We start from the raw sequence: 19829 nt of genomic DNA, 5'->3' as shown, positions 1-19829 counted from the left end.
AACCCACTGCGGGCAAGGTCTGCACGGCGAGCGCCTGCTCAGCTGGCACGCTGTGAGCGCACAAAGCGGGGCGGGCGGGCCTGTTCATGGAAAAATGGGGGTATGGGTAGAGCTATTTTGATTATTGGCGGCGCCGCCCTCCTGCTGGGCGTGTGGATTTATTCGATTCTGGATGCTGCCCAGACCGACCGTTTGCGCGTTCGCACCCTGCCCAAGGGGGCCTGGCTTGCTGTGCTGGTGCTCTTTCCGCTGCTGGGGTCGATACTTTGGTTCTGGCTGGGGCGGCCGCGCGGGTCGCGCCACGGGTCTTTTGGGGCGCCTGTTGCTAAGCCGCCGGTAGCTCCCGATGATGACGCTGAGTTTTTGAAGTTCCTTGAGGCCCGGGCCCGGCGCGAGCGCCAGGACGCCGAGTGGCAGCAGCGCAAGAACCGTAAGGACGCCGGTGGGCAGGGCCCTGCCCCTGGCAAGCAGGCCCCCGGGCAGGGCGACGATGCTACCGGCCCCACAGACGATAAGGATCGCCCAGCGTCAGAATGAGCTGGACTGCGCTTTCGCCTGGCGGTAGGCCCGGTAGTGCCTTCTGGTTTCAAGTACACCCCCGATGACAATGACAACTAAGAGTGGCAGGCGCCAGGTCAAGCTAGCGTAGTCATCAGTCGTGTAAAGTCCGTAGCCCCATATACCGAATATTGCGAGCATAAGTAGGGAGTGCAGATAGAGACGGTAGGGCTTGACCTTCTTTTGTTCTGAGAGGGAACGGGCATAGGCTACCGGGTGGCCGAATTCTTCGAGGTAGCTACTTCCGGTGTTTTGGGTGTACTCCTGCACCCGGTTTATTTCTTCCTTTACTCGATTATCGCTGATATCTCCCCGAGCTCGGAGAGCCTGAACAAATGCATCCTTCCACTCAACGTTATCGCTGAAATCTACGCTAGAGGCATGGGCATAGTTGGACTCAGGCAGTAATCGGTGAGCTAGGTAGGCAAGGGCGAAGCTGGCAGCTCCTGCAACGGGTAACATCCACCATACTGAGTAACGCCCCGTATTCTCTGAGAACCATGCAAAGAGCAGGGCAAGGCAACAGGCTATAGCTCCAATAACGAGGCCAGTCAGCCCTATAGCAGCTACGAAACCAAAGCGGCGCTGAGACCTCTGGAAAGTGTACTGACTGCTGGATATCGCTAGCCCCAGCAGGATAATCCCTAGTAGCAGTCCCAGGTGGGCAGTATCAGGCCTATTGCTGGGCAATGCATACACCAGCATGAAGAAAATAGAAAATATCCCGCCTGCTGTCAGCCCATAGGTAATAACCGTTTTCAGGTTGAGAGGTTCGCTCTCTTCAAAGGCCTGGGTTCCCTTTTCCTTCCAGCCCGCTATTTTGCTGTAGGCCCACCCCTCTGGATTACCGTAGAGGTCCGTGGCGCTTTCGCCGCTTTCTGCAACCTGTCTAATGACGCGGTTGATAGTGCTTTCGCTGGTGAATGCTTTGACACCGTTCGTAGCGAGGGTCGCAAAGGCAGTTTGTACCCAGTCTTTGTCTGCCGGGTTGTCGCTGGCTTCTTCGATTGCGACGGTCAGGCGTTCGTAGGGGCTGCTTGTCATGTCTCCTCCTTGAGTCATGTTGAAACGGTTCGGGTGGGTTTAGGCTCCGAGGGCGCTAGTGAGCCGGGCCAGGGTGGCGCGCTCGTTGGCGAGCTGGCGGGCACCTGCGTCCGCCAGCCGGTACTGACGGCGGGCAGGGCCGTTCTCCCCTTCCGTCCAGCTGGTGGTGACGTACCCGGCTTCTTCGAGCTTGGAGAGGGCCGGGTAGAGGGAGCCGCCGCGCAGGCGTCCGTAGCCCATCTCTTCCAGGCGGGTAGCCAGGCCGTAGCCGTGCAGGTTTTCTTGAGCCAGGCAGGCTAGGACGGCGGTGGGTAGGGTTGCCCGCACCAGGGCCGGCGGGTAGGTGGTGGGGTTCATGAGCACCTCCTTCTGTACCTAAGTACAACATCTACCTAGATAGGTTTCAAGACTTTTGTCGATTATTACCGAATAACATCTACACAGAAGCCCCCGCACACAATGTGCGGGGGCTTTTTTGAACCTGTGGAAAAGCGTCAGCGATAAACCGGTTTACAGACCCGAGTAGGAGTGCAGGCCCGAGAAGTACACGTTGACCACGGTGAAGTTGAAGATGATGCAGAGGTAGCCTGCGATGGAGAGCCAGGCGCTGGGCGGGCCTGACCAGCCGCGGGTGGCGCGGGCGTGCAGGTAGGCTGCATAGACGACCCAGATGATGAAGGTCCAGACTTCCTTGGTGTCCCAGCCCCAGTAACGGCCCCAGGCTTTCTCGGCCCAGATGGCGCCGGCGCCCAGGGTGAAGGTCCACATGGCGAAGCCTACGGTGTTGAGGCGGAAGGAGAAGTTTTCGAGGGCGGTGGATGAGGGGATGAGGCGCATGAAGCCGAGGCGGGCCAGGGAGCTGTCGTTACCTTCGATGATGTGGCGTTCGCGGGAGGTTTGTACCAGCTGCAGGATTGCCATGGCGAAGGTGATGGTGAAGATAGCCGAGGCGAGCACTGCAATGGACACGTGGATGACCAGCCAGTAGGACTGCAGGGCGGGCACCAGCTGGCCTACGGGAGTGGGGTAGGCGATGGTGGCTGCGGTCATCATGGTCAGGGCGAGGCCAGAGACCAGGGTGCCTACAAAGCGCAGGTCGCGGAAGATGAGGAAGCCCAGGTAGACCCCTACGACGAGCAGGGCGCCGGTGGTGCAGAACTCGTACATGTTGCCCCAGGGCACGCGGTTAGCGGCGAAGGCGCGGGAGAGCACACCGGCTAGGTGGATGAGGCAGCCCAGGGCCAGGATGACCACACCGGCGCGGGCGGCGGGGCGGCGTTCGCCGGTGCCGTAGCGCATTTCTGAGTCGGCAACGTGGCCGGAGATTTTAGCGGCAGCTGACCGCTTGTAGCCCATGCCGCGGGCACCGGTGCCCTGTTCGGTACCGGTGATGCGGGCAGATCGGGCGTTCTTGACGGCTGCGCCCGCGCCCACGAGTTCCTTTTCAGGTTCGGGGGCGTTGGCTGCTTCTAGGCGCTTGGTGGTGCGGGAGTGGGAGGCGACGTCCCAGGCGAAGGCGACGAAGGCAACCATGTAGGTGATGGCTGCTAAGTACATGAAGAGTTCGCTCCAGCGGGCGAGCTCTATGTTGACTTCTGACATGGTGTTCTCACTTCACAGGTTGAGGTAGGGCGCGGACGCCGGTGCCTGGCCGGGTTGCCCCGGTGCGGGTGGTGGGTAGGTTAGGCTTCATCAAATTCTAGTCCCCACCGCTCTGCGAAGAGGTCGGTGAGTTTGTCGGCTTCGGTGGCGAGGCGGGAGTCTTCGCCGCGGGCCAGTAGGCCGTATTCGACGGTGAGTACGCGGTCTGCTCCAGTGCCGCTTTCGGTGGATCGCACCCAGACGCGACGGCGGGCAACGAAGACCGAAATGAGCAGGCCGCCAAAGAGTAGCGTCGCTGAAACCAGGGCGATAGGACGACCGGGGTCTGACCTAATCTCAATGCCAGCGTAGCGCTTAACACCCAGGAATTCGATAGTTCCGTGGCCATCGGGCAGGGTGGCGGTATTGTCGCTGGCATCGAGCACAATACCGTTACCGGCGGCCATGGTGTTGAGCGGGGTCAAGCTATCAACGTCAAGCACGTACACGTTTTGGGGCACGCCGTTATCAAGCCCAAGGTCGCCCGCGTAGCTTTGGAGCACCAGCATGGGGTTGAGTAGGTCTGAGTCGATAGAGGTGGGGGCGCTTCCGGTGGTGCGTTCGCCGGTGGGCAGGAACATGCCAACGAAGCCCAGCTGGTCGGGGTGGGCGTCCGGAACCTTCAGTACGATAGATGAGAGGTAGCTACGGCCCGAGGGCAGGCCCACCACGGGCCCCTCGTAGGCGACAGAGCCGTCAATGTTGGTGATACGGACGACCGGCGAGTAACCATTGCCCAGCAGATAGATAGAGGTTCCCTCAAAGTAGATGGGTTCATTGACCCTGAGAGTCTGCTCGCGCTGTTCACCGTCTGCACTGGTGAGGGTAAAGTCAGCTTCGTAGTTGATATCTGACCCGTAGGTGGGTGAGCCTTCCTGGCGGTCGTATTCGACGGTCAGGTTATTGAGGGTGGCTGAGTAGGGCACCAGCCAGTCGGGGTTGTAGTTGGTGCCAGGGCTGAAGGAGTCATAGGCAACCAGAGAGTTGACGAAGGTTTCGTCCTCGGTCACCACACGCTGGCCGCTGTAGCCAAAGAGGGAGCCAATCGCTACCGCAATCAGCACGCCGATCATGGCCAAGTGAAAGAGAATGTTGCCCAGTTCGCGCAGGTAGCCGCGTTCGGCGGCAACGTTCACGACTCCCGGGGCTTCTTCGCGCACCTCGATACGGTAGTGGCGCTTTTTCAGGACGGCGGCAGCGTCCTCAATAGCGCGGGCTGCCGTCAGTTCCCCGACACCGGCGTCCACGGGAATGGTGAGGGTGCGGTGCTGGGGTAGGCGGGAGAAATTCTTGGGGGTTCGGGCGGGGACAGACCGCATCGCCTGATAGTGCTTGGTAGCGCGGGGAATGACGCAGCCAATCAGGGACACAAAAAGCAGAATATAGATAGCCGCAAACCAGACCGACGAGAAGACATCAAAGAGCTGGAGCTTATCAGCGATAGGGCCCCAGGTGGGGTGCACCTCGATGTAGTCGGCTACAGCGGCGGGGTCCTGAATACGCTGGGGAAAGACCGAACCGGGCACAGCGGCGACCGCCAGCATGAGCAGCAGGAAGAGGGCGGTGTTCATCTTGGTCAGCTGCGCCCATGCCCAGCGAAGCATTTCCAGCGGGCCTAGGGCCGGGGCGTCCTGAGTCTCTGCCATGTTTTCCTTGCTATCTTCGGTTCGATGCGTGAGTGTGGGGTGTGTTTAGATGGGGAGTTCGTAGACCGGCATGCTGGCCTGGAACCAGGACATCAGCTGTGTCCAGAGGCCGGTCGCCAGAAGCAGACCGATGATGATGAGCATGATGCCGCCCAGGCGCTGGAGTAGGAGTCGGTTTCGGCGAGCCCAGTCCATGGTGTTGATACCGCGGGCAACGCCCAGGGCTACCAGCAGGAAGGGGATTCCTAGCCCCAAGCAGTAGGCCAGGGTCAGCAGCACCGCCTTAGTGTTATCGGAGCCCCCGGTGTAGACCAGGGTCTGCACGGCCGCGAAGGTCGGGCCGATACAGGGAGCCCAGCCCAGGCCAAAGGTGATGCCCAGAATCGGGGCGCCCCAGAGGCCAGCCGGGGGTTTGGCTTCAATTTTGCGGTCGCGCTGGAAGAAGTCGAAGCGGCCCATGAAGACCAGACCCATCACAATCACCAGCAGGCCCAGCACCAGGTTGACCCAGCCCTGCCCGCGCAGCCAGGGGGCCGCCCCCAGCTGGGCCAGGATCACAGACATGAGCACAAAGATAAAGGAGAAGCCCAGCACGAACAGGACAATCCCGGTCACCATACGCAGGTTGCGGCGGCGGGGGCTCATCTCTCCCCCCGATAGGCCGGTCACGTAGCCCAGGTAGCCCGGCACCAGCGGCAGCACGCAGGGGGAGGCAAACGAGACCAGGCCCGCCAGCGCCGCAAGGGGCAGGGAGAGCCAGAGGGAACCGTCGAGAACGATATTGCCGAAGCTAGGCACTGACCTGGTCTTCGAGCAGGGTGCCCAGCACAGACTTGTCGATTTGCCCCAGAATACGGGCCGCTACGCGTCCTTCAGTGTCGAGGACGACCGTGGTCGGCACCGCCTGGGCAGGCACGTACTTGCTCATGGCAAGCAGCACCTTGCCGGTCACGTCACGGAAGGAGGGGTAGGGCACGGAGAAGTTCTTCTCAAAGGCCTCAGCGGTACCTTTTTCGTCGCGCACGTTGGCCCCGTAGAAGGCGACCTTCTGACCGTAGGTGTCGTAGAGTTCGTTGAGCAGGGGGGCTTCAGCCCGGCAGGGGGCGCACCCGGCGTACCAGAAGTTCAGCAGGACGGGCTTGCCGCGCAGGTCTGCGGCGGAGACGACGGTGCCGTCGAAGAGCTCGCTTTCAAAGTCAACGGGTTCACCGCGCTCACCGGCGGGGTACTCGGTAACACTGCCGTCGCCTGCAATGTAGCCCTTGGAGTCGCCCGCATCGGCCTGGGCAGCCAGGGAGTCCTGGCTTGATGAGCAGGCAGAGAGCAGGCCAACGGCTCCCAGAGCGGCCATGCTCAGGGCCTGCTTACGGCTCACGCGGATAGGGAAAGAGGTAGACATGAATTACAGGTCTTTCAGGTCAGTGTGGTGTGCGCTTGTAGTCGGTGCCATTATGACCCCGGTAACTGAATAACACCTGAATAGAGTTCGGCAGCAGGCTCAACATAGGAGAGTTTTGGCTTGCCAGGGGAGAAAATATTGGGGAAGGTAAAGCTTGTAATGGAAGCTAAATTGCACTGACGGCTGCGCGGGTCATGCGGCAGCGCCCCGCCCTCTACAGAGGTGCGGGCCATCCAGATGGGTAGCTGGTGCGAGACGATAATCGCCTCAGCGCCGTCCCCGCCCTTTTCGTAGGCGGTGCGGGCTGCGTCCTTAATAGCCTCAGCCATGCGCTTCACCTGGTCCCGGTAGGGTTCACCCCAAGACGGACGCAGGGGGTTGAGCAGGTGCTTCCAGTGGCGGGGATTGTTCAAGAGCTCCTGCTTATTCACGTGCAGACCCTCGAAGTAGTTCCCGGCCTCAATCACGCGCTCATCGGGCTGGGCAACCAGGCCCAGCAGTTCCTCGATGGGAGCAGCCGACTCGCGGGTGCGGGTGAGCGGGGAGCAGACCAGGTGCACGATGTTGGCACCTGCGTCCGCACGGCGCTTGAACTCTTCGGCAGACAGGCGCACCATCTTCTGCCCCGTCTCAGACAGGTGGTAGTTGGGCAGACGCCCATACACGATACGGTCGGGGTTATGCACCTCGCCGTGGCGCATCAGGTGCACGGTGACAGTTGCCGAAGAAGTGTTCATATCTCTAGTCTCTCAAACCTAGTCAGTAAGCGCTAACCAGCGACCCCGCCGGTTTACTCCGCCAGTTTCTTCTCAATAATCTTCGCCAGGCGCTTGGCGTTGACCTGCCAGAAGTCCTTAACCTCACCATCAACCCGCAACACCGGAATCTCGGTGCGGTGACGCTCCAACAGGTCGGGGTGCTCTTCAACGTTGATTTCTGTGTAGGTCAGCCCGTAGCTGCCTGCCACTTGACCGGTCGTCTCCCGGGCAGCTTCGCACAGGTGGCAACCGGGCTTGGTCAGCAGTTCAATCAGTGGTGTAGCCATTGCTCCACTCTAACCCGCCGCTCCCCCGCGAGGCGAGCGGGCCCGTCCGCACCGAAAAGTCCGGTGATACAGCGCGAGCCCCGCACCGAAACAGGTGCGGGGCTCGCGGTGAAGAATTTACTTCTTGTTGCGGCGCTGGTGGCGAGTCTTGCGAAGAAGCTTGCGGTGCTTCTTCTTAGACATACGCTTGCGGCGCTTCTTGATAACTGAACCCATTGGATTCACCTCACTTATTAAATAGTGGTCGATACCCGGCCGACAGCAACCACCCGGGGACGGTCGGTCGGTAGCTATCCGGGCGCTATACCGGTATAAACGCTCCAAAGCACGCATAAAGGGCATAGCAATACCCTCGGCGTGAAAAAACGCTCTCTCCCAAGCCTACAGGCAAACAGGGCTTTTCGCCGACTGTTCACCGACAAGTGAGAGCATTTTCTCGTTTTACCTACCCTCTAGCGGTCACTGGTGGCGCACTCGTAGCCCTCGCGCAGGACCGCTGCGGCATCTTCCCCCGGGTCTTCTTCCACTGCCCTGGCAGGTTCTGCAGCGTGGGGGTCTGTCGCCCTAGCCTCTGGGCTGGCGGTAGTGCTAGCGACGCGGACGACCGGGCTCACCGTCCCCTGCCTGCGGCGGGTTGCGCTCCCTGTAGGGGGCTGAGCGCTTGCAGGAGCTGCGCCCATGGGCTGGATACGGGTGAGGGCTTCAAACAGATCAGGCTCAATGGGCCCGCCCCAGTCTTCGGGCACCAGCTCCTGGGTCTCAACCTCGATGGGTTCAAGGTTGATTCTGCCCGCTTCCCTAGTCGGGGTCTCAAAATCGACCGAGTGCCCGGCCTCAGCAAAGCGCTCTTGCAGGTTAGCCTTGAGCAGGGTCTGAGCGAGGGCAGCGTCACCAGATCGGGCAGCATCAACAATAGCCCGATACTCCATACGCAGGCGCGAAGCGGTAGCGCTCCACAGGGGAACCTGGCTGACCAACTCGAAGCGGGCCTCAATCATGGCGTCACGCAGGGTCGCCAAGAGGGCAGAAATCAGGGCGTTGCCCGAGAGCCTTCCCAGCTGGATATGGAAATCAGCTTCCAGGTCATGAAAGTCGCTCAGGCTGGTAGCGTCGCCCTGCATGGCCTCCACGATGCGGTCTAGCTCTTCGAAGGCTGACTGATCGTAGTCGGGCCCTGTGAGGGCGTGATTTTCAAGCAGCAGGCAGGTTGCCAGCAGATCCTGGCGGGGCGAGAGGGAGCTGGCCAGATAGAGGCTGATGGCTGGCCCCGCCGAGGCCGCCGGTTCCCGCACCAGCTGGGCGATAATGCTCTTTTTCCGCCCCTCGTAGAGCCTGAGCACCCCGATTTCTTCGCAGTGCTTGAGACTCTCCCGCATGTGGTTCTGACTGATACCCACCTCACGGGCCAGCACCCTGTCGTCGGGCAGGTTATCGCCCAGGTGCAGGGTCTGGTTAATCAGTTCGTTCTCGATCCAGTCGAGAAGCTGCTGATGGTGTGCCATACAGTCTTGTGATGTCCTTTGAAACTAGCGGTTGGTGGGCAAGGGCCTAGCGGGAACTGCGGCGACCCCAGCGAGTGAGCTTGGCCAACAGGCCACGGTCATCACCCTCTTCGTCACCGGCCTGCTTGTGGGCCTGTTCATCATTTGCCTTGGCCGCTGCCTCTTGGGCAACCACCTGCTCAGGGGTGGGCACCTTGAAGCTGATGGGACCTTCATCTTTTACACCCAGGCTCAGGCTCTGTGCGAGCTGGCGCACCTGGTCGCTGACGGCGTCCTGCTCCACCTCGGCAGGCGCCTGGTTCTCCGCGACCTCTTCGTCAACCCGGTTATCGAGCACGGGGGTAAAGGGGGTCAGGGGGGTGAAGGTAATACCCGCGGTGTTGGGGTGGGGCACATCGACAGCCGGAGCGGACACCTCCTCCTGCTCATCGGGAACAGAGGTGGTTTCAGGCGCAGCAGGGTTTGCCTCATGGGCAGACTCGGAGCTCTCGTTAGCAACAGAGGTAGCCTCGGCGGCAGGTACCGCTTCGAGGGCGGGGGTGGTCTCGGCTACGGGGGCAGCGAGCAGGCCGTCGACCCAGTCGGTGACGGTAGCTAGAGGCGCGGGGGCAAGGGAGTAGAAACGCTTCTGGCCTACGGCTTCGGTTTCGACCAAACCGGCAGTGCGCAGTACCTTGAGGTGCTTAGATACGGTGGGCTGGCTGACGCCCAGTTCCTCGACCAGTTCGCCAACGGCTAGTCGTTCGACGGCTAGTGCCTGGAGGATGTGTCGCCGCGTGGGGTCGGCGATAACAGCAAATACGTCGTCTTTCATACTGACATCTTTACACATATATACCCACAATTGCATGTTTGACCAGCAGAAATGGGGACGTTCTTCGTCTATGCTCAGCTAGCACTCAGGCTGGGAACCCCACAGGCAGGGCCATCTGCCGGGCCCGGTGCCCCTCCCCTATACCGGCCTAGTCATACCAGGGATCAAGCCCCCAGAGGGGGAATACTTCCTTGCGGGTGGCCATAATACTGCGGTCTACACTGCTGGCTGGGTCGTAGCCAACCTCCCAGGAGTACCACCAAAGATCCACGGGATCACCCATCATGGTGGGCACCTTGGTCCCGTACTTTTCAAGCATATAAGCCTGCCACGATTCCGGTGTGGGCATATTTATGTCGAGGGGCTGGCCGGCCGCCACCGCAATAAGGTGGCTCCAAGAGCGGGGCACAGCGTTGTAGATGGAGTAGCCCCCTCCCCCGGTGGCAATCCAGCGGCCCTCACAGAGCTCGTCCGCCAGCAAGGAGATATGGGCGGCAATTTCTCGTTGCCCGTTAATGCTGATGTTCAGGTGCGACATGTCATCGGCCAGATGGGAGTCGCAGCCGTGCTGGCTGACGATCACCTCGGGCTGAAACTGTCGCAGAAGGCTAGGGACCACCGCATCAAAGGCTCGTAGCCACCCCGAGTCGGTAGTGCTTTCGGGCATGGCGATGTTAACCGAGGTTCCGGCAGCCAACCCTTCAGGCCCCACCTCGTTAGCGAAACCGGTACCGGGGAAGAGGGTCATGCCGCTCTCGTGCAGGGAAATGGTCATCACCCGGGGCTCGTCCCAGAAGATACTTTGCGTGCCGTCCCCATGGTGGGCGTCCACATCGATATAGACGACCCGCTGCACTCCCGCTTCAAGCAGGCGGGCTATGCCCACGGCGCAGTCGTTATAGATACAAAAGCCGCTGGCGTGATCGCGTGAGGCGTGGTGCATGCCCCCGCCGAAGTTAACGGCGTGCTTGACCTTACCGCTCAAGATAGCTTCGGCGGCCTGGTAGGTGCCCCCGGCGAGTCGGGCGGACGCCTCGTGCACCCCCTCAAACCCGGGGGTATCTTCGGTACCCAGCCCACAGCTGGCGATGGTCAGTGTTGGGTCGGCACTGATTTTTTGCACCGCGTCGATATATGGGTAGTCGTGGGTCAGCATGAGCTGGTGCACGGTGGCAATTTCGGGTTCTTCAAGCTCTACCTGCGGGAGGTCAAAAATCCCAAGGTCCCGCGCTAGGGAAGCTGTTGCATCCAACCGCGAGGGGTGCATGGGGTGATAGTCGCCAAAATAGTAGTTGGCCATGGCGGGAGTCCAGAGCACACGCACGTCGGTGGGTGTGAGGCTGTCGATAATAGCCACCAGCACTACCTCCTTTTGTAAGTTGAGTCACACTTACCATTAAACACATAAAACTCTGCGGGCACCACACCCCGCTTGTATGACACGCAGACTACGCTAGAGACGGCAGAAGAAAGCGAGGTGAAGAACGTGGGCAAAATTGTGCGCAAGGTCCAAGAGCGCAAGCGGGTTCTGGACGCCATGGAACAGGGGCAGCTGGAATACCAGCAACTCCTTCAAATTGTTAAGTTTTCGGCAGCCTTCCAGGCCCGCATGGCCCACCTGCGCGACCTGGTAGACCGCCTCTTCGGGTCGTCGTCCTCGCGTATCGCCATTGCAGCCTTCTTGCTGGTCATTATTTTCTTCTCGCTCATGCTCTACACCCCCTGGGCCTCACACGATGGCCAGCAGGTGGAGTTCCACCACGCTGTTTTTACAGCGACTAGCGCCGTGACCGTCACCGGTCTCACCACGGTTTCTACCGCCGAGCAGTGGACCTTCTTTGGCCAGCTCATGATTCTCTTAGGCTCGCAGATTGGAGGACTCGGCACGCTCACCCTCACCTCCATACTGGCGCTGGCAGTGGGGCGCAAGCTGGGGTTGCGCTCCAAAATTATCGCCCAGGAATCCCTCAATATCGGACGCCTGGGTGAAGTAGGCTCAGTGCTCCGCACCGTGGCCTTTACCTCCATCGCCATTGAGGCCCTGATTGCCTTCACGCTCATTCCCCGCTTCCTGGTGCTGGGAGAGCCCCTCTGGCAGGCGATCTGGCACGGCGTATTCTATGCGGTCTCGTCCTTCAACAACGCGGGCTTCACCCCCCATTCAGACGGTATTGTGCCCTACGGCCATGACCTCTGGATCCTCTTCCCCATCGCCCTGGGCGTTATGGTCGGCTCCCTCGGCTTTCCCGTCATTCTGGTGCTGCGCAACAACCTGCGCTTTAGCAAGTGGAATCTCAACGCCAGGCTCACCATCATCGGCACGCTGGTGCTCTTCTTCCTAGGCTCCTTTGCCTGGGGTGCCCTGGAGTGGGGCAACGACCGCACCATCGGCACCATGGGCGCGGGCGATAAAATCCTCAACGCTGCCTTTGCCTCGATTATGACCCGCTCCGGCGGCTTCAACCTGGTCGACATGGCAGACATTCACCCCGTCACCATGCTGCTCACCGACGTACTCATGTTCATCGGCGGCGGCTCTGCATCAACCGCAGGCGGCATCAAAATCACCACCATCACCGTGGTCTTCCTGGCGATTCTGGCAGAAGCCCGCGGTGACCAGTTCGTCGTTGCTTTCAACCGAACCATTCCCGACGCCGTCCTGCGCATCGCCATCTCCGTGATCATGATGAGCTTCATATTCGTACTGGCTGGAACCACCGCCGTCATGCTGATTGGCAAGGTCGGCCTCGACCGGGCCCTCTTTGAGGTCATCTCAGCCTATGCCACTTGCGGCCTGTCCACCGGGCTCTCAGCCGAGCTACCGCCGTCCGGAACCTACGTACTCTCTGTCCTCATGCTCATTGGCCGTATCGGCACCATCACCGTAGCCACCGGCTTGGCAATGCGCTCCCGACGCCGCCTCTACAAGTTCCCCGAAGAAAGGCCCATCATTGGCTAGAAAAGACTTCCGCCCAGCCCACAGCGCCCCCGTGCTGGTGATTGGACTAGGACGCTTTGGCTCGGCTACCGCTGCCCAGCTGGTCCGCCAGAACAAAGAGGTGCTTGCTGTTGAGAAAGACCCGGTGCTGGTGCAGAAATGGTCAGGCGGCCTCACCCACGTGGTGGAGGCCGACGCCACCGACATGAATGCCCTGCGTCAGCTGGGGGCCCAGGACTTTACCGCCGCCGTAGTGGGTGTGGGCACCTCCGTGGAGGCCTCGGTGCTGATTACCGCCAACCTGGTGGATCTGGGCATTGAGCGCATTTGGGCTAAAGCTATCACCCCTTCTCATGGCAAGATTCTCTCCCGTATTGGAGCACACCGGGTTGTTTACCCAGAGTCGGACGCAGGGGTGCGAGCAGCCCACCTGGTCTCCGGCCGTCTACTGGACTTCATCGAGTTCGACGACGATTTCGCCATCGTCAAAATGTACCCACCCAAGGAGACCCACGGCTTCACCCTGTCCGAGTCTAATGTGCGGTCTAAATACGGGGTGACCATTGTGGGAGTGAAATCGCCGGGTGAAGAAATTACCTACGCAACACCCGATACCCGGGTTTCTTCACGCGATTTATTGATTGTCTCGGGTCAGGTAGACCTTATTGAAAGATTTGCCGCACGACCCTAACAGGTTTATGCCTACAAGAAGCGGTTGACTATACCCGATACCCACCTGAGCATAGAAACCACCCAGGTGTCTTCCGAAATAATTCGTCTTTTTTCAGATTTCAGGGTGCATAAACTTAAAAACTGGCATATAGTTATAATTACCTCTAAAGGTGCGAGTGATTACTGAACGGTCCGCGAACCCGTTCAAGTAGCTCAAAGCCTGAAAATTTCCAGATGGTTCCCCCTAATCCCATCTACTTCAGGTTGCGAGCCTTCTCTTAAAGTCGGATCCCTACCGGCAGAAGAGAAAGCTGAAGGCCAGTCCGATTCCCTACGGACTGGCCTTTAGTGTATCTAGATTCCTTGTTCAGGAAAGACAAGGCAGGCTGCCCTACCCCACTCCACAAGGAGGTTTGGTAGCACAGCATGCTCTTATAGGGCCTTCTTTTTAGGCTAGGTCTGAACTATTTTTCGGAGCTGAACTCTTCTGTCATTTCCTCGTTTCGAGCCAGGCAGGCCCGCATAGCGGTCTCGGTCAGCTCGAAGAGGCCGCCATCGATGTAGGCGGTAATGGCCTTATCGGTAGTGCCCTTGGGGCTGGTGACAGCCTTACGGAGGTCCTGGGGATTGGGGTCAACATCTAGCAGGTAGCCCGCACCGGCTACCGTAGCGGCAGCTAGCTCGGTAGCAGTTTTTTCGTCCAGCCCCAGCTTAACCCCGGCAGCGGCCATAGTTTCTGCGAGCAAGAAGGCGTATGCAGGACCTGAACCAGATACCGCGGTCACCGCTCCCATCTGCTCTTCCTCAACCTCAATCACCCGGCCGGCTGCCCCCAGAACCGAAGCGGCGGCGTCCTTAAGCTCCTCGGTGACGGTCTGCCCCACCGAGATAGCCAGCACACCCTTGCCCACCCGCGAAGGAGTATTGGGCATGCAACGGATTGCAGGCTGCCCCTCGGGCAGGGCCCGCTGTAGGGCTTCCAGGGTAATACCGGCAGCAACCGACACCACTACGGTCTTCTCGCCCAGAGCCGGTGAAATTTCGCGGGCAAAATCAAGGATGGCGTAGGGCTTGACACCCAGCACCACCACGTCGGCCCCTTCAGTGGCTTTGAGGTTAGCCTGCACGCCGTCCTCACCAGCGAGGATGGTTACGCCCTGAGCCCCCTCCCCCAGCTTCTCACGCAGGGTAGAGATGCTGGCGTGGGAGCCAACGGTCGCGCGCACAGAGGTGGGGTCGGTGCCCGCAGCAAGCAGGCCCGAGGCGATCGCTCCGTTCATGGAACCGGTTCCAATAAAAGCAACAGTAGTCACGATGTTCTCCTAGCTAGGTGGGTGCGGGCGAACTGCAGGGTCTCGTAGAGCATATCGTCGCGGGCCCCCGCGCCCTTGGCCTTGCGGGTTGATACTTCAGCGCAGACAACGCCCGCGAAATCGCTGGCTGCGATGTACTGTAGGGTTTCGGCGACGGGCTGGGTGCCGTGACCGGGAACTAGGTGTTCGTCCATGACCTTATCGCCGGAGCCGTCGGTCAGGTGCACATGCCCCAGACGGGAGCCGATGCGTTTGACGGCTTCAAGGGAGTCGTCCCCGGCTGCGGCTGCGTGGGAGAAATCCCAGGTCATCCAGTCGTAGTCGAAACGGGAGGGGTCCCAGTGGGGGGCGTACATCTCTACCGCATGGCCTTTGATGGACCAGGGGTACATGTTTTCCACGGCGATTTTGACGTTTTCGAGCTCTGATATTTCGCGCACGCCCGCAACGAAGTTCTTGGCGTAGAGCTTCTGCCAGCGGAAGGGCGGGTGGGCCACGATGACGTCCGCCCCTACCGCCTTGGTCATTTTTGCGGCCATCTGCATTTTGTTCCAGGCCCGGCCCCAGACCTGCTGGGTCAGGAGCAGGGTGGGGGCGTGAATGGCGGAGATGGGAATCTGGTATTTCTGGATCAGGTCGAGCAGGTCGTGGGGCTCTTGGGAGAGGGCCGAGTGGGTGATCATGACTTCCACGCTGTCGTAGCCCAGGTCTACGGCGGTTGAGAAGGTTTCGGGCACACCGAGCGGGAAGAGGCAGGAGGTAGAAAGCGCTACCGGTACGGGCTTGCGGACGGACGGGTTCTTGGGTGCGTCGGTGCTCATGGCTAGTCCTGCACAAATTCTGCCAGGGAGCGGGGGGCAATCATGGCTTCGGGCCCCTGCTGGGAGAGGTAGTTCAGGCGGCGCAGCACCAACCCCTCGCGCAGGGCCCAGGGGGAAACGCGCATGCGGTCTACGCCGAAGACGTCCATGGCGGTTTCTGCCGCAATAGCCCCGGCTAGCATCTGTTCGGCGCGGACATCGGATACCCCGGGTAAGTCCTCACGTTCGCTGGGGGGCATGGCTTCCATGCGGCGAGTCCACAGGCGCAGATCCTGTAGCAGCATTTCACGTTTGACGAAGGGGCCTGCCGAGTAGGGGGCTGCCCCGCAGATGCGGGCGAGGGAGCGGAAGGTTTTGGAGGTGCCCACGACCATGTTGGGCTGCCCGTAGGCCAGCAGGGTCTCGGCGACGGATTCTAGGGTTTCACGCACGTACTTGCGGAGTTTTTTGATTTCCTTGGGGGACGGCACAGGGGCGCTGAACCAGTCGCCGGTCAGGCGGGTGGCACCCAGCGGCACGGAGATTGCGTCGTCGGGGTAGGCGTCCATGCCGGTGGAGAACTCGAAGGAACCGCCGCCGATGTCGAAGTTGAGAATGCGGCCGGCGCCCCAGCCCTGCCAGTGGCGCACGGCGTGGTAGGTGATGGCGGCTTCCTGGTCGCCGGTGATTTCGGTGAGGTTGACGCCGGTCTGGTTCTGCACGTGTTGCAACACCTCGGGGCCATTTTTGGATTCGCGGATGGCGCTGGTGGCAAAGGCCAGCAGGTCTTCTGCCCCGTGTTCGATAGCGTAGAGTACCGCGGACTTCACGAAGGCAGTGAGGCGGTCACGCCCCTCGTCGGTGATGTTGCCGTCCGCATCGATGTAGCGGACCAGCTGTAGGGGCTCCTTGTGGGCTGCGGTGTAGGCTTCGGGGCGGGAGCCTAGCTGCCCCTCAATGAGAAGCAGATGGCCGGTATTTGAGCCAATATCGAGCACGCCTAGGCGCATGGGTCCCCCTTGAGTGGTGACAAAAAGTTTTCCTGCCTACCAGTGTACAAGGACGGGACCCACGCTATAACCGACTACTCGCCCGCTTTCTGAGCGGTGCTCTTCTTGGTAGCGGTCTTCTTAGCCGTGGTTTTCTTAGCCGCCGGCTTCTTGGCGGCGGTCTTGCGCTTAACCGGGCCCTTAGCTCGTTTCTCAGCGAGCAGCTCAACCGCGCGGGCGTGGGTGAGGGACTCGATGGTTTCGCTGCGGGGCACCGTAATGTTGGTGACGCCGTCGGTGATGTAGGGGCCGAAGCGGCCGTCCTTCACCACGATCTTCTTTTCAGAGACCGGGTCTACACCGAGCTCAGCCAGCGGGGGCTTGGCTACGCCGCGTCCGCGCTGCTTGGGCTGGGAGTAGATCTCCAGGGCCTGCTCCAGGGTGATGGAGAAAATCTGGTCCTCGGTCTCCAAGGAGCGGGAGTCAGTGCCCTTCTTCAGGTAGGGGCCAAAACGGCCGTTCTGGGCGGTAATTTCGATGCCCTCGGCATCAGTACCGACCACGCGAGGCAGGGCCATAATCTTGAGGGCGTCGTCCAGGGTGACGGTTGCCAGGTCCATGGACTTGAAGAGGGAGCCGGTGCGGGGCTTTTCAGCCTTGGGCTTCTTCTTGGGTTTGGGCTTGCCGTTCTTGTAGTACTCGGTGGGCTGGGCGTCCATCCAGGCGGCGATTTCTTCCTCGGTCATCTCGGGGATAACCTCGGTGACGTAGGGGCCGAAGCGGCCGTCACGGGCCACAATGGTGCGGCCGGTGGCCGGGTCAACGCCGAGTTCACGGCCGTCGTTCTTACCGGCTTCTAGCAGTTCAGCGACCTTTTCTTCGGTCAGCTCATCGGGTGCCAGGTCGGCCGGTACGTTGGCGCGGACGGGGTCCTTAATTTCGCCGGTTTCGGTGTCGATCTCACCGCCGGTCTCAAGGTAGGGGCCGAACTTACCCACGCGCAGGTTGACCCCGGGGGCGACCTCTACAGAGTTGATTGCGCGGGCGTCGATGTCGCCCAGGTTGTCAACGATGAGCTTGAGGCCGCGCTTGTCTCCCCCACCGAAGTAGAAGTGAGACAGCCACTCGGGGCGGGCCTCTTCACCGCGGGCAATGCGGTCGAGGTCTTCTTCCATTTCGGCGGTGAACTCGTAGTCCACGTACTTAGCGAAGTGCTCTTCGAGCAGGCGGACGACCGAGAAAGCGGTCCAGGAGGGCACCAGGGAGCCGGAGCGGTTATTGACGTAGCCGCGGTCCATAATGGTCGAGATGACGGCTGCGTAGGTTGAGGGGCGGCCAATACCGAGCTCGTCCATGGCCTTGACCAGGGATGCCTCGGTGTAGCGGGGCGGGGGTGAGGTTTCGTGGCGGGCAGCTTCGATATCGCTACCGCGCAGGGAGTCGCCTTCTGCCAGGTTGGGTAGGCGCTTGTCGTCCTTACCGTCTTTGGCCTCGCCCTTGCCCTCTTCGCCGCGCAGGGCGTCCTTGCCTTCTTCGTAGGCGGCGAGGAAGCCGCGGAAGGTAATGACGGTGCCGGACGCTGCGAACTCGGCATCCCGGCCGTCGGCGGCGGTTACGCCCAGGCGGACGGAGGCGGTGGAGCCCTTGGCATCAGCCATCTGGGAGGCGACGGTGCGCTTCCAAATCAGCTCGTAGAGGCGGAATTCATCGATGCTCAGCGCATTCTTGGCCTCGGCGGGGGTGCGGAAGGAATCCCCCGCAGGGCGGATTGCCTCGTGGGCTTCCTGGGCGTTCTTGGACTTGGAGGTATAGACGCGCGGGGAGGCGGGCACAAAGTCAGCGCCGTACAGTTCAGCTGCCTGCTTGCGGGCAGCCTGGGTCGCCTGGTCAGACAGGGCAACCGAGTCGGTTCGCATGTAGGTGATGTAACCGTTCTCGTAGAGGCGCTGGGCCACCTGCATGGTGGAGCGGGACGAGAAGCGGAGCTTACGGGCGGCTTCCTGCTGCAGGGTTGAGGTGGTGAAGGGGGCAGCGGGACGGCGGGTGTAGGGCTTGGTGTCGACCGAGCGGACGGCGAAAGCGGCGGACGCCAGCGCGCTCGCCAGGGAGCTGGCGGCGGCTTCGTCCAGGTGGGCAACCTTGCCGCGGGCGCTGGTCTTGAGGGTGCCGTCGTCGGCGAAGTCCTTGCCGGTAGCCACGCGGGCACCGTCAACAGCAGAGAGCTTGGCGGTAAAGGATTCAGAGGCAGAGGTGGTGAAGGTACCAGTGAGGTCCCAGTAGGTAGCTGAACGGAAGGCCATGCGTTCGCGCTCGCGCTCTACGACCAGGCGGGTTGCCACAGACTGCACGCGGCCGGCTGAAAGGCCGCGGGAGACCTTGCGCCAGAGGACCGGTGAGAGCTCGTAACCGTAGATACGGTCGAGCACGCGGCGGGTTTCCTGGGCGTCCACCAGGTTGTTATCGATGTCGCGCAGTTCATTGAAGCCGCGCTGGATCGCTTCTTTGGTGATTTCGGGGAAGGTCAGACGGTAGACGGGCACCTTGGGCTTGAGCACCTGCAACAGGTGCCAGGCAATGGCTTCACCTTCGCGGTCACCATCGGTTGCCAGGTAGAGGGCATCGGACTCTTTGAGCAGGCGCTTGAGCTCGGTGACCTTCTTTTTCTTGTCGGGGTTGACCACGTAGTAGGGCTCGAAGCCTTCTTCTACGTTGACCGCAAACTTGCCGACGGGGCTCTTTTTGAGCTCATCGGGCAACTCGGAGGGCTGGGGAAGGTCGCGAATATGCCCCATGGAGGATTCAACGATAAAGGCATCGCCCAGGTACCCGCTGATGGTTTTCACCTTCGAGGGGGATTCCACAATCAGCAGTGACTTGCCGTGCTCGGTGGTTGCCTTAGTGGGCACTGAGGGCTCCTTGGGATCGGTTTTTCGCGTGTATGCACAACAATAGCCGACTTACGGGGCTTCGTGTCTACTTAGACCGATGTGACCTTAGATCGCGGGCGCGCGGGGCCAGCGCCGGTGCTGGCCCCCTTACTCCCCTTAAAGCTCGTCGGCAGGTTCTGCCCCGATTTCGAACTCGCGCCCGCTGACGCTCACCGGCTCTACCTCAACCCAGTTGGTCTTGTAGGTCGGTGAGTAGGTGCGCAGGCCCAGGGCTTCAACCGCGTCGAGGTCGGCTTCACTGGTGAGCCAGTGGGCGTTGCCGTGCACGACAACGGAGCGGGCAGTACCGTCGATGACCTCGTCAATTTCGAAGGCGGCCTTGCGGCTGATGACGACTTCTGAAAGTTTCTGGCCGGCTGCGGTGCGGAAGTAGATTTTCTTCTCGTGCACCACGAAGTTGACGGGGTAGATATCTACCTCCCCGCCAACAGCCAGGGCCAGGCGGCCGAACTCGTAGGCAGCTAGCAGCTCCCAGCAGCGGTCTTCGGTCAGGGTTTTAATAGGATTCTCTACCATGGCC

20 protein-coding genes are annotated in these 19829 nt (G+C 60.9%); 3 read left to right on the top strand and 17 right to left on the bottom strand.

Annotated features, from left to right (window positions below; genetic code table 11):
* Positions 1 to 102: 102 nt before the first annotated feature.
* The gene (locus E4U03_RS06810; RefSeq protein ID WP_135012715.1) at positions 103 to 537 is read left to right on the top strand and encodes a PLD nuclease N-terminal domain-containing protein; all 435 of its coding nucleotides are present in this window, start codon (positions 103 to 105) and stop codon (positions 535 to 537) included.
* Here the strand turns inward: E4U03_RS06810 and E4U03_RS06805 are convergent.
* From E4U03_RS06805 to E4U03_RS06750, 12 genes are all read right to left on the bottom strand, one after another.
* The gene (locus E4U03_RS06805) at positions 529 to 1602 is read right to left on the bottom strand and encodes a hypothetical protein (RefSeq protein ID WP_135012713.1); all 1074 of its coding nucleotides are present in this window, start codon (positions 1600 to 1602) and stop codon (positions 529 to 531) included. The two genes, E4U03_RS06810 and E4U03_RS06805, sit on opposite strands and share 9 nt — an antisense overlap.
* Positions 1603 to 1641: 39 nt before the next feature.
* Positions 1642 to 1959 carry a PadR family transcriptional regulator gene (locus E4U03_RS06800; RefSeq protein WP_135012711.1) on the bottom strand — a complete coding sequence of 106 codons (318 nt, stop codon included), beginning with the start codon at positions 1957 to 1959 and terminating at the stop codon, positions 1642 to 1644.
* Between the two features lie 153 nt (positions 1960 to 2112).
* Positions 2113 to 3204 carry a c-type cytochrome biogenesis protein CcsB gene (gene ccsB, locus E4U03_RS06795; protein WP_167752348.1) on the bottom strand — a complete coding sequence of 364 codons (1092 nt, stop codon included), beginning with the start codon at positions 3202 to 3204 and terminating at the stop codon, positions 2113 to 2115.
* An 80-nt stretch (positions 3205 to 3284) separates the two neighbouring features.
* Positions 3285 to 4889 (bottom strand): cytochrome c biogenesis protein ResB, encoded by a 1605-nt coding sequence (gene resB / locus E4U03_RS06790; RefSeq protein ID WP_135012709.1) that lies wholly within the window; start codon positions 4887 to 4889, stop codon positions 3285 to 3287.
* A 45-nt stretch (positions 4890 to 4934) separates the two neighbouring features.
* On the bottom strand, positions 4935 to 5687 hold the full coding sequence (locus E4U03_RS06785) for a cytochrome c biogenesis CcdA family protein (RefSeq protein WP_135012707.1): 753 nt from the start codon (positions 5685 to 5687) through the stop codon (positions 4935 to 4937).
* A complete protein-coding gene (locus E4U03_RS06780; RefSeq protein WP_135012705.1) occupies positions 5680 to 6288 on the bottom strand; it encodes a TlpA family protein disulfide reductase in 609 nt (202 codons plus the stop codon). Before E4U03_RS06780 ends, E4U03_RS06785 begins: the two co-directional genes overlap by 8 nt.
* Positions 6289 to 6338: 50 nt before the next feature.
* The gene (locus E4U03_RS06775; protein ID WP_135012703.1) at positions 6339 to 7025 is read right to left on the bottom strand and encodes a histidine phosphatase family protein; all 687 of its coding nucleotides are present in this window, start codon (positions 7023 to 7025) and stop codon (positions 6339 to 6341) included.
* Positions 7026 to 7078: 53 nt separating this feature from the next.
* Positions 7079 to 7333: a glutaredoxin family protein gene (locus E4U03_RS06770; RefSeq protein ID WP_135012702.1), complete on the bottom strand. Its 255-nt coding sequence runs from the start codon at positions 7331 to 7333 to the stop codon at positions 7079 to 7081.
* A gap of 117 nt (positions 7334 to 7450) precedes the next feature.
* Positions 7451 to 7549 carry a 30S ribosomal protein bS22 gene (locus E4U03_RS06765; RefSeq protein ID WP_005504750.1) on the bottom strand — a complete coding sequence of 33 codons (99 nt, stop codon included), beginning with the start codon at positions 7547 to 7549 and terminating at the stop codon, positions 7451 to 7453.
* Positions 7550 to 7785: 236 nt separating this feature from the next.
* Positions 7786 to 8835, bottom strand: coding sequence for a FadR/GntR family transcriptional regulator (locus tag E4U03_RS06760; RefSeq protein WP_135012700.1), 1050 nt, complete (start codon positions 8833 to 8835; stop codon positions 7786 to 7788).
* Positions 8836 to 8881: 46 nt separating this feature from the next.
* A complete protein-coding gene (locus E4U03_RS06755; protein WP_135012698.1) occupies positions 8882 to 9649 on the bottom strand; it encodes an ArsR/SmtB family transcription factor in 768 nt (255 codons plus the stop codon).
* Between the two features lie 148 nt (positions 9650 to 9797).
* Positions 9798 to 10949, bottom strand: a complete 1152-nt coding sequence (locus E4U03_RS06750; protein WP_135012741.1) for an acetoin utilization protein AcuC — start codon at positions 10947 to 10949, stop codon at positions 9798 to 9800.
* Between the two features lie 309 nt (positions 10950 to 11258).
* On the opposite strand from E4U03_RS06750, the gene E4U03_RS06745 reads away from it, so the two are divergent.
* Both E4U03_RS06745 and E4U03_RS06740 read left to right on the top strand, forming a co-directional pair.
* Positions 11259 to 12608 carry a TrkH family potassium uptake protein gene (locus E4U03_RS06745; protein ID WP_228065979.1) on the top strand — a complete coding sequence of 450 codons (1350 nt, stop codon included), beginning with the start codon at positions 11259 to 11261 and terminating at the stop codon, positions 12606 to 12608.
* A complete protein-coding gene (locus tag E4U03_RS06740; RefSeq protein ID WP_135012696.1) occupies positions 12601 to 13278 on the top strand; it encodes a potassium channel family protein in 678 nt (225 codons plus the stop codon). Before E4U03_RS06745 ends, E4U03_RS06740 begins: the two co-directional genes overlap by 8 nt.
* A gap of 445 nt (positions 13279 to 13723) precedes the next feature.
* Here E4U03_RS06740 and proC read toward each other — a convergent pair whose 3' ends face one another.
* The 5 genes from proC to E4U03_RS06715 all read right to left on the bottom strand — a co-directional run bounded on the left by proC (position 13724) and on the right by E4U03_RS06715 (position 19825).
* Positions 13724 to 14575 carry a pyrroline-5-carboxylate reductase gene (gene proC, locus E4U03_RS06735; RefSeq protein ID WP_135012694.1) on the bottom strand — a complete coding sequence of 284 codons (852 nt, stop codon included), beginning with the start codon at positions 14573 to 14575 and terminating at the stop codon, positions 13724 to 13726.
* Entirely contained in the window at positions 14569 to 15393 is an 825-nt protein-coding gene (locus E4U03_RS06730; RefSeq protein WP_135012692.1) for a sugar phosphate isomerase/epimerase family protein, read from the bottom strand. The genes proC and E4U03_RS06730 overlap by 7 nt, the downstream gene beginning before the upstream one ends.
* A gap of 2 nt (positions 15394 to 15395) precedes the next feature.
* On the bottom strand, positions 15396 to 16382 hold the full coding sequence (locus E4U03_RS06725) for a Ppx/GppA phosphatase family protein (RefSeq protein WP_135012690.1): 987 nt from the start codon (positions 16380 to 16382) through the stop codon (positions 15396 to 15398).
* A gap of 74 nt (positions 16383 to 16456) precedes the next feature.
* Positions 16457 to 19267 (bottom strand): type I DNA topoisomerase, encoded by a 2811-nt coding sequence (topA, locus tag E4U03_RS06720; protein WP_135012688.1) that lies wholly within the window; start codon positions 19265 to 19267, stop codon positions 16457 to 16459.
* 138 nt (positions 19268 to 19405) lie between these two features.
* Positions 19406 to 19825, bottom strand: a complete 420-nt coding sequence (locus E4U03_RS06715; RefSeq protein WP_135012686.1) for a pyridoxamine 5'-phosphate oxidase family protein — start codon at positions 19823 to 19825, stop codon at positions 19406 to 19408.
* Positions 19826 to 19829: the final 4 nt, after the last annotated feature.

This window comes from Rothia nasimurium (assembly GCF_004569295.1).
Classification (GTDB): domain Bacteria; phylum Actinomycetota; class Actinomycetes; order Actinomycetales; family Micrococcaceae; genus Rothia; species Rothia nasimurium_B.
The sequence above is the reverse complement of the archived record's forward strand: the minus strand, read 5'-3'. Positions and strand labels throughout refer to the sequence as shown.

Excerpts from the sequence above, each read along its gene's own strand:
- resB (WP_135012709.1), bottom strand. The coding sequence starts at position 4,889 with ATGGCAGAGACTCAGGACGCCCCGGCCCTAGGCCCGCTGGAAATGCTT.
- E4U03_RS06800 (WP_135012711.1), bottom strand. The coding sequence starts at position 1,959 with ATGAACCCCACCACCTACCCGCCGGCCCTGGTGCGGGCAACCCTACCC.
- E4U03_RS06765 (WP_005504750.1), bottom strand. The coding sequence starts at position 7,549 with ATGGGTTCAGTTATCAAGAAGCGCCGCAAGCGTATGTCTAAGAAGAAG.
- ccsB (WP_167752348.1), bottom strand. The coding sequence starts at position 3,204 with ATGTCAGAAGTCAACATAGAGCTCGCCCGCTGGAGCGAACTCTTCATG.
- E4U03_RS06725 (WP_135012690.1), bottom strand. The coding sequence starts at position 16,382 with ATGCGCCTAGGCGTGCTCGATATTGGCTCAAATACCGGCCATCTGCTT.
- E4U03_RS06770 (WP_135012702.1), bottom strand. The coding sequence starts at position 7,333 with ATGGCTACACCACTGATTGAACTGCTGACCAAGCCCGGTTGCCACCTG.
- E4U03_RS06810 (WP_135012715.1), top strand. The coding sequence starts at position 103 with ATGGGTAGAGCTATTTTGATTATTGGCGGCGCCGCCCTCCTGCTGGGC.
- E4U03_RS06715 (WP_135012686.1), bottom strand. The coding sequence starts at position 19,825 with ATGGTAGAGAATCCTATTAAAACCCTGACCGAAGACCGCTGCTGGGAG.
- E4U03_RS06730 (WP_135012692.1), bottom strand. The coding sequence starts at position 15,393 with ATGAGCACCGACGCACCCAAGAACCCGTCCGTCCGCAAGCCCGTACCG.
- E4U03_RS06750 (WP_135012741.1), bottom strand. The coding sequence starts at position 10,949 with ATGGCCAACTACTATTTTGGCGACTATCACCCCATGCACCCCTCGCGG.
- E4U03_RS06745 (WP_228065979.1), top strand. The coding sequence starts at position 11,259 with ATGGCCCACCTGCGCGACCTGGTAGACCGCCTCTTCGGGTCGTCGTCC.
- E4U03_RS06805 (WP_135012713.1), bottom strand. The coding sequence starts at position 1,602 with ATGACAAGCAGCCCCTACGAACGCCTGACCGTCGCAATCGAAGAAGCC.
- E4U03_RS06755 (WP_135012698.1), bottom strand. The coding sequence starts at position 9,649 with ATGAAAGACGACGTATTTGCTGTTATCGCCGACCCCACGCGGCGACAC.
- E4U03_RS06775 (WP_135012703.1), bottom strand. The coding sequence starts at position 7,025 with ATGAACACTTCTTCGGCAACTGTCACCGTGCACCTGATGCGCCACGGC.
- E4U03_RS06780 (WP_135012705.1), bottom strand. The coding sequence starts at position 6,288 with ATGTCTACCTCTTTCCCTATCCGCGTGAGCCGTAAGCAGGCCCTGAGC.
- E4U03_RS06760 (WP_135012700.1), bottom strand. The coding sequence starts at position 8,835 with ATGGCACACCATCAGCAGCTTCTCGACTGGATCGAGAACGAACTGATT.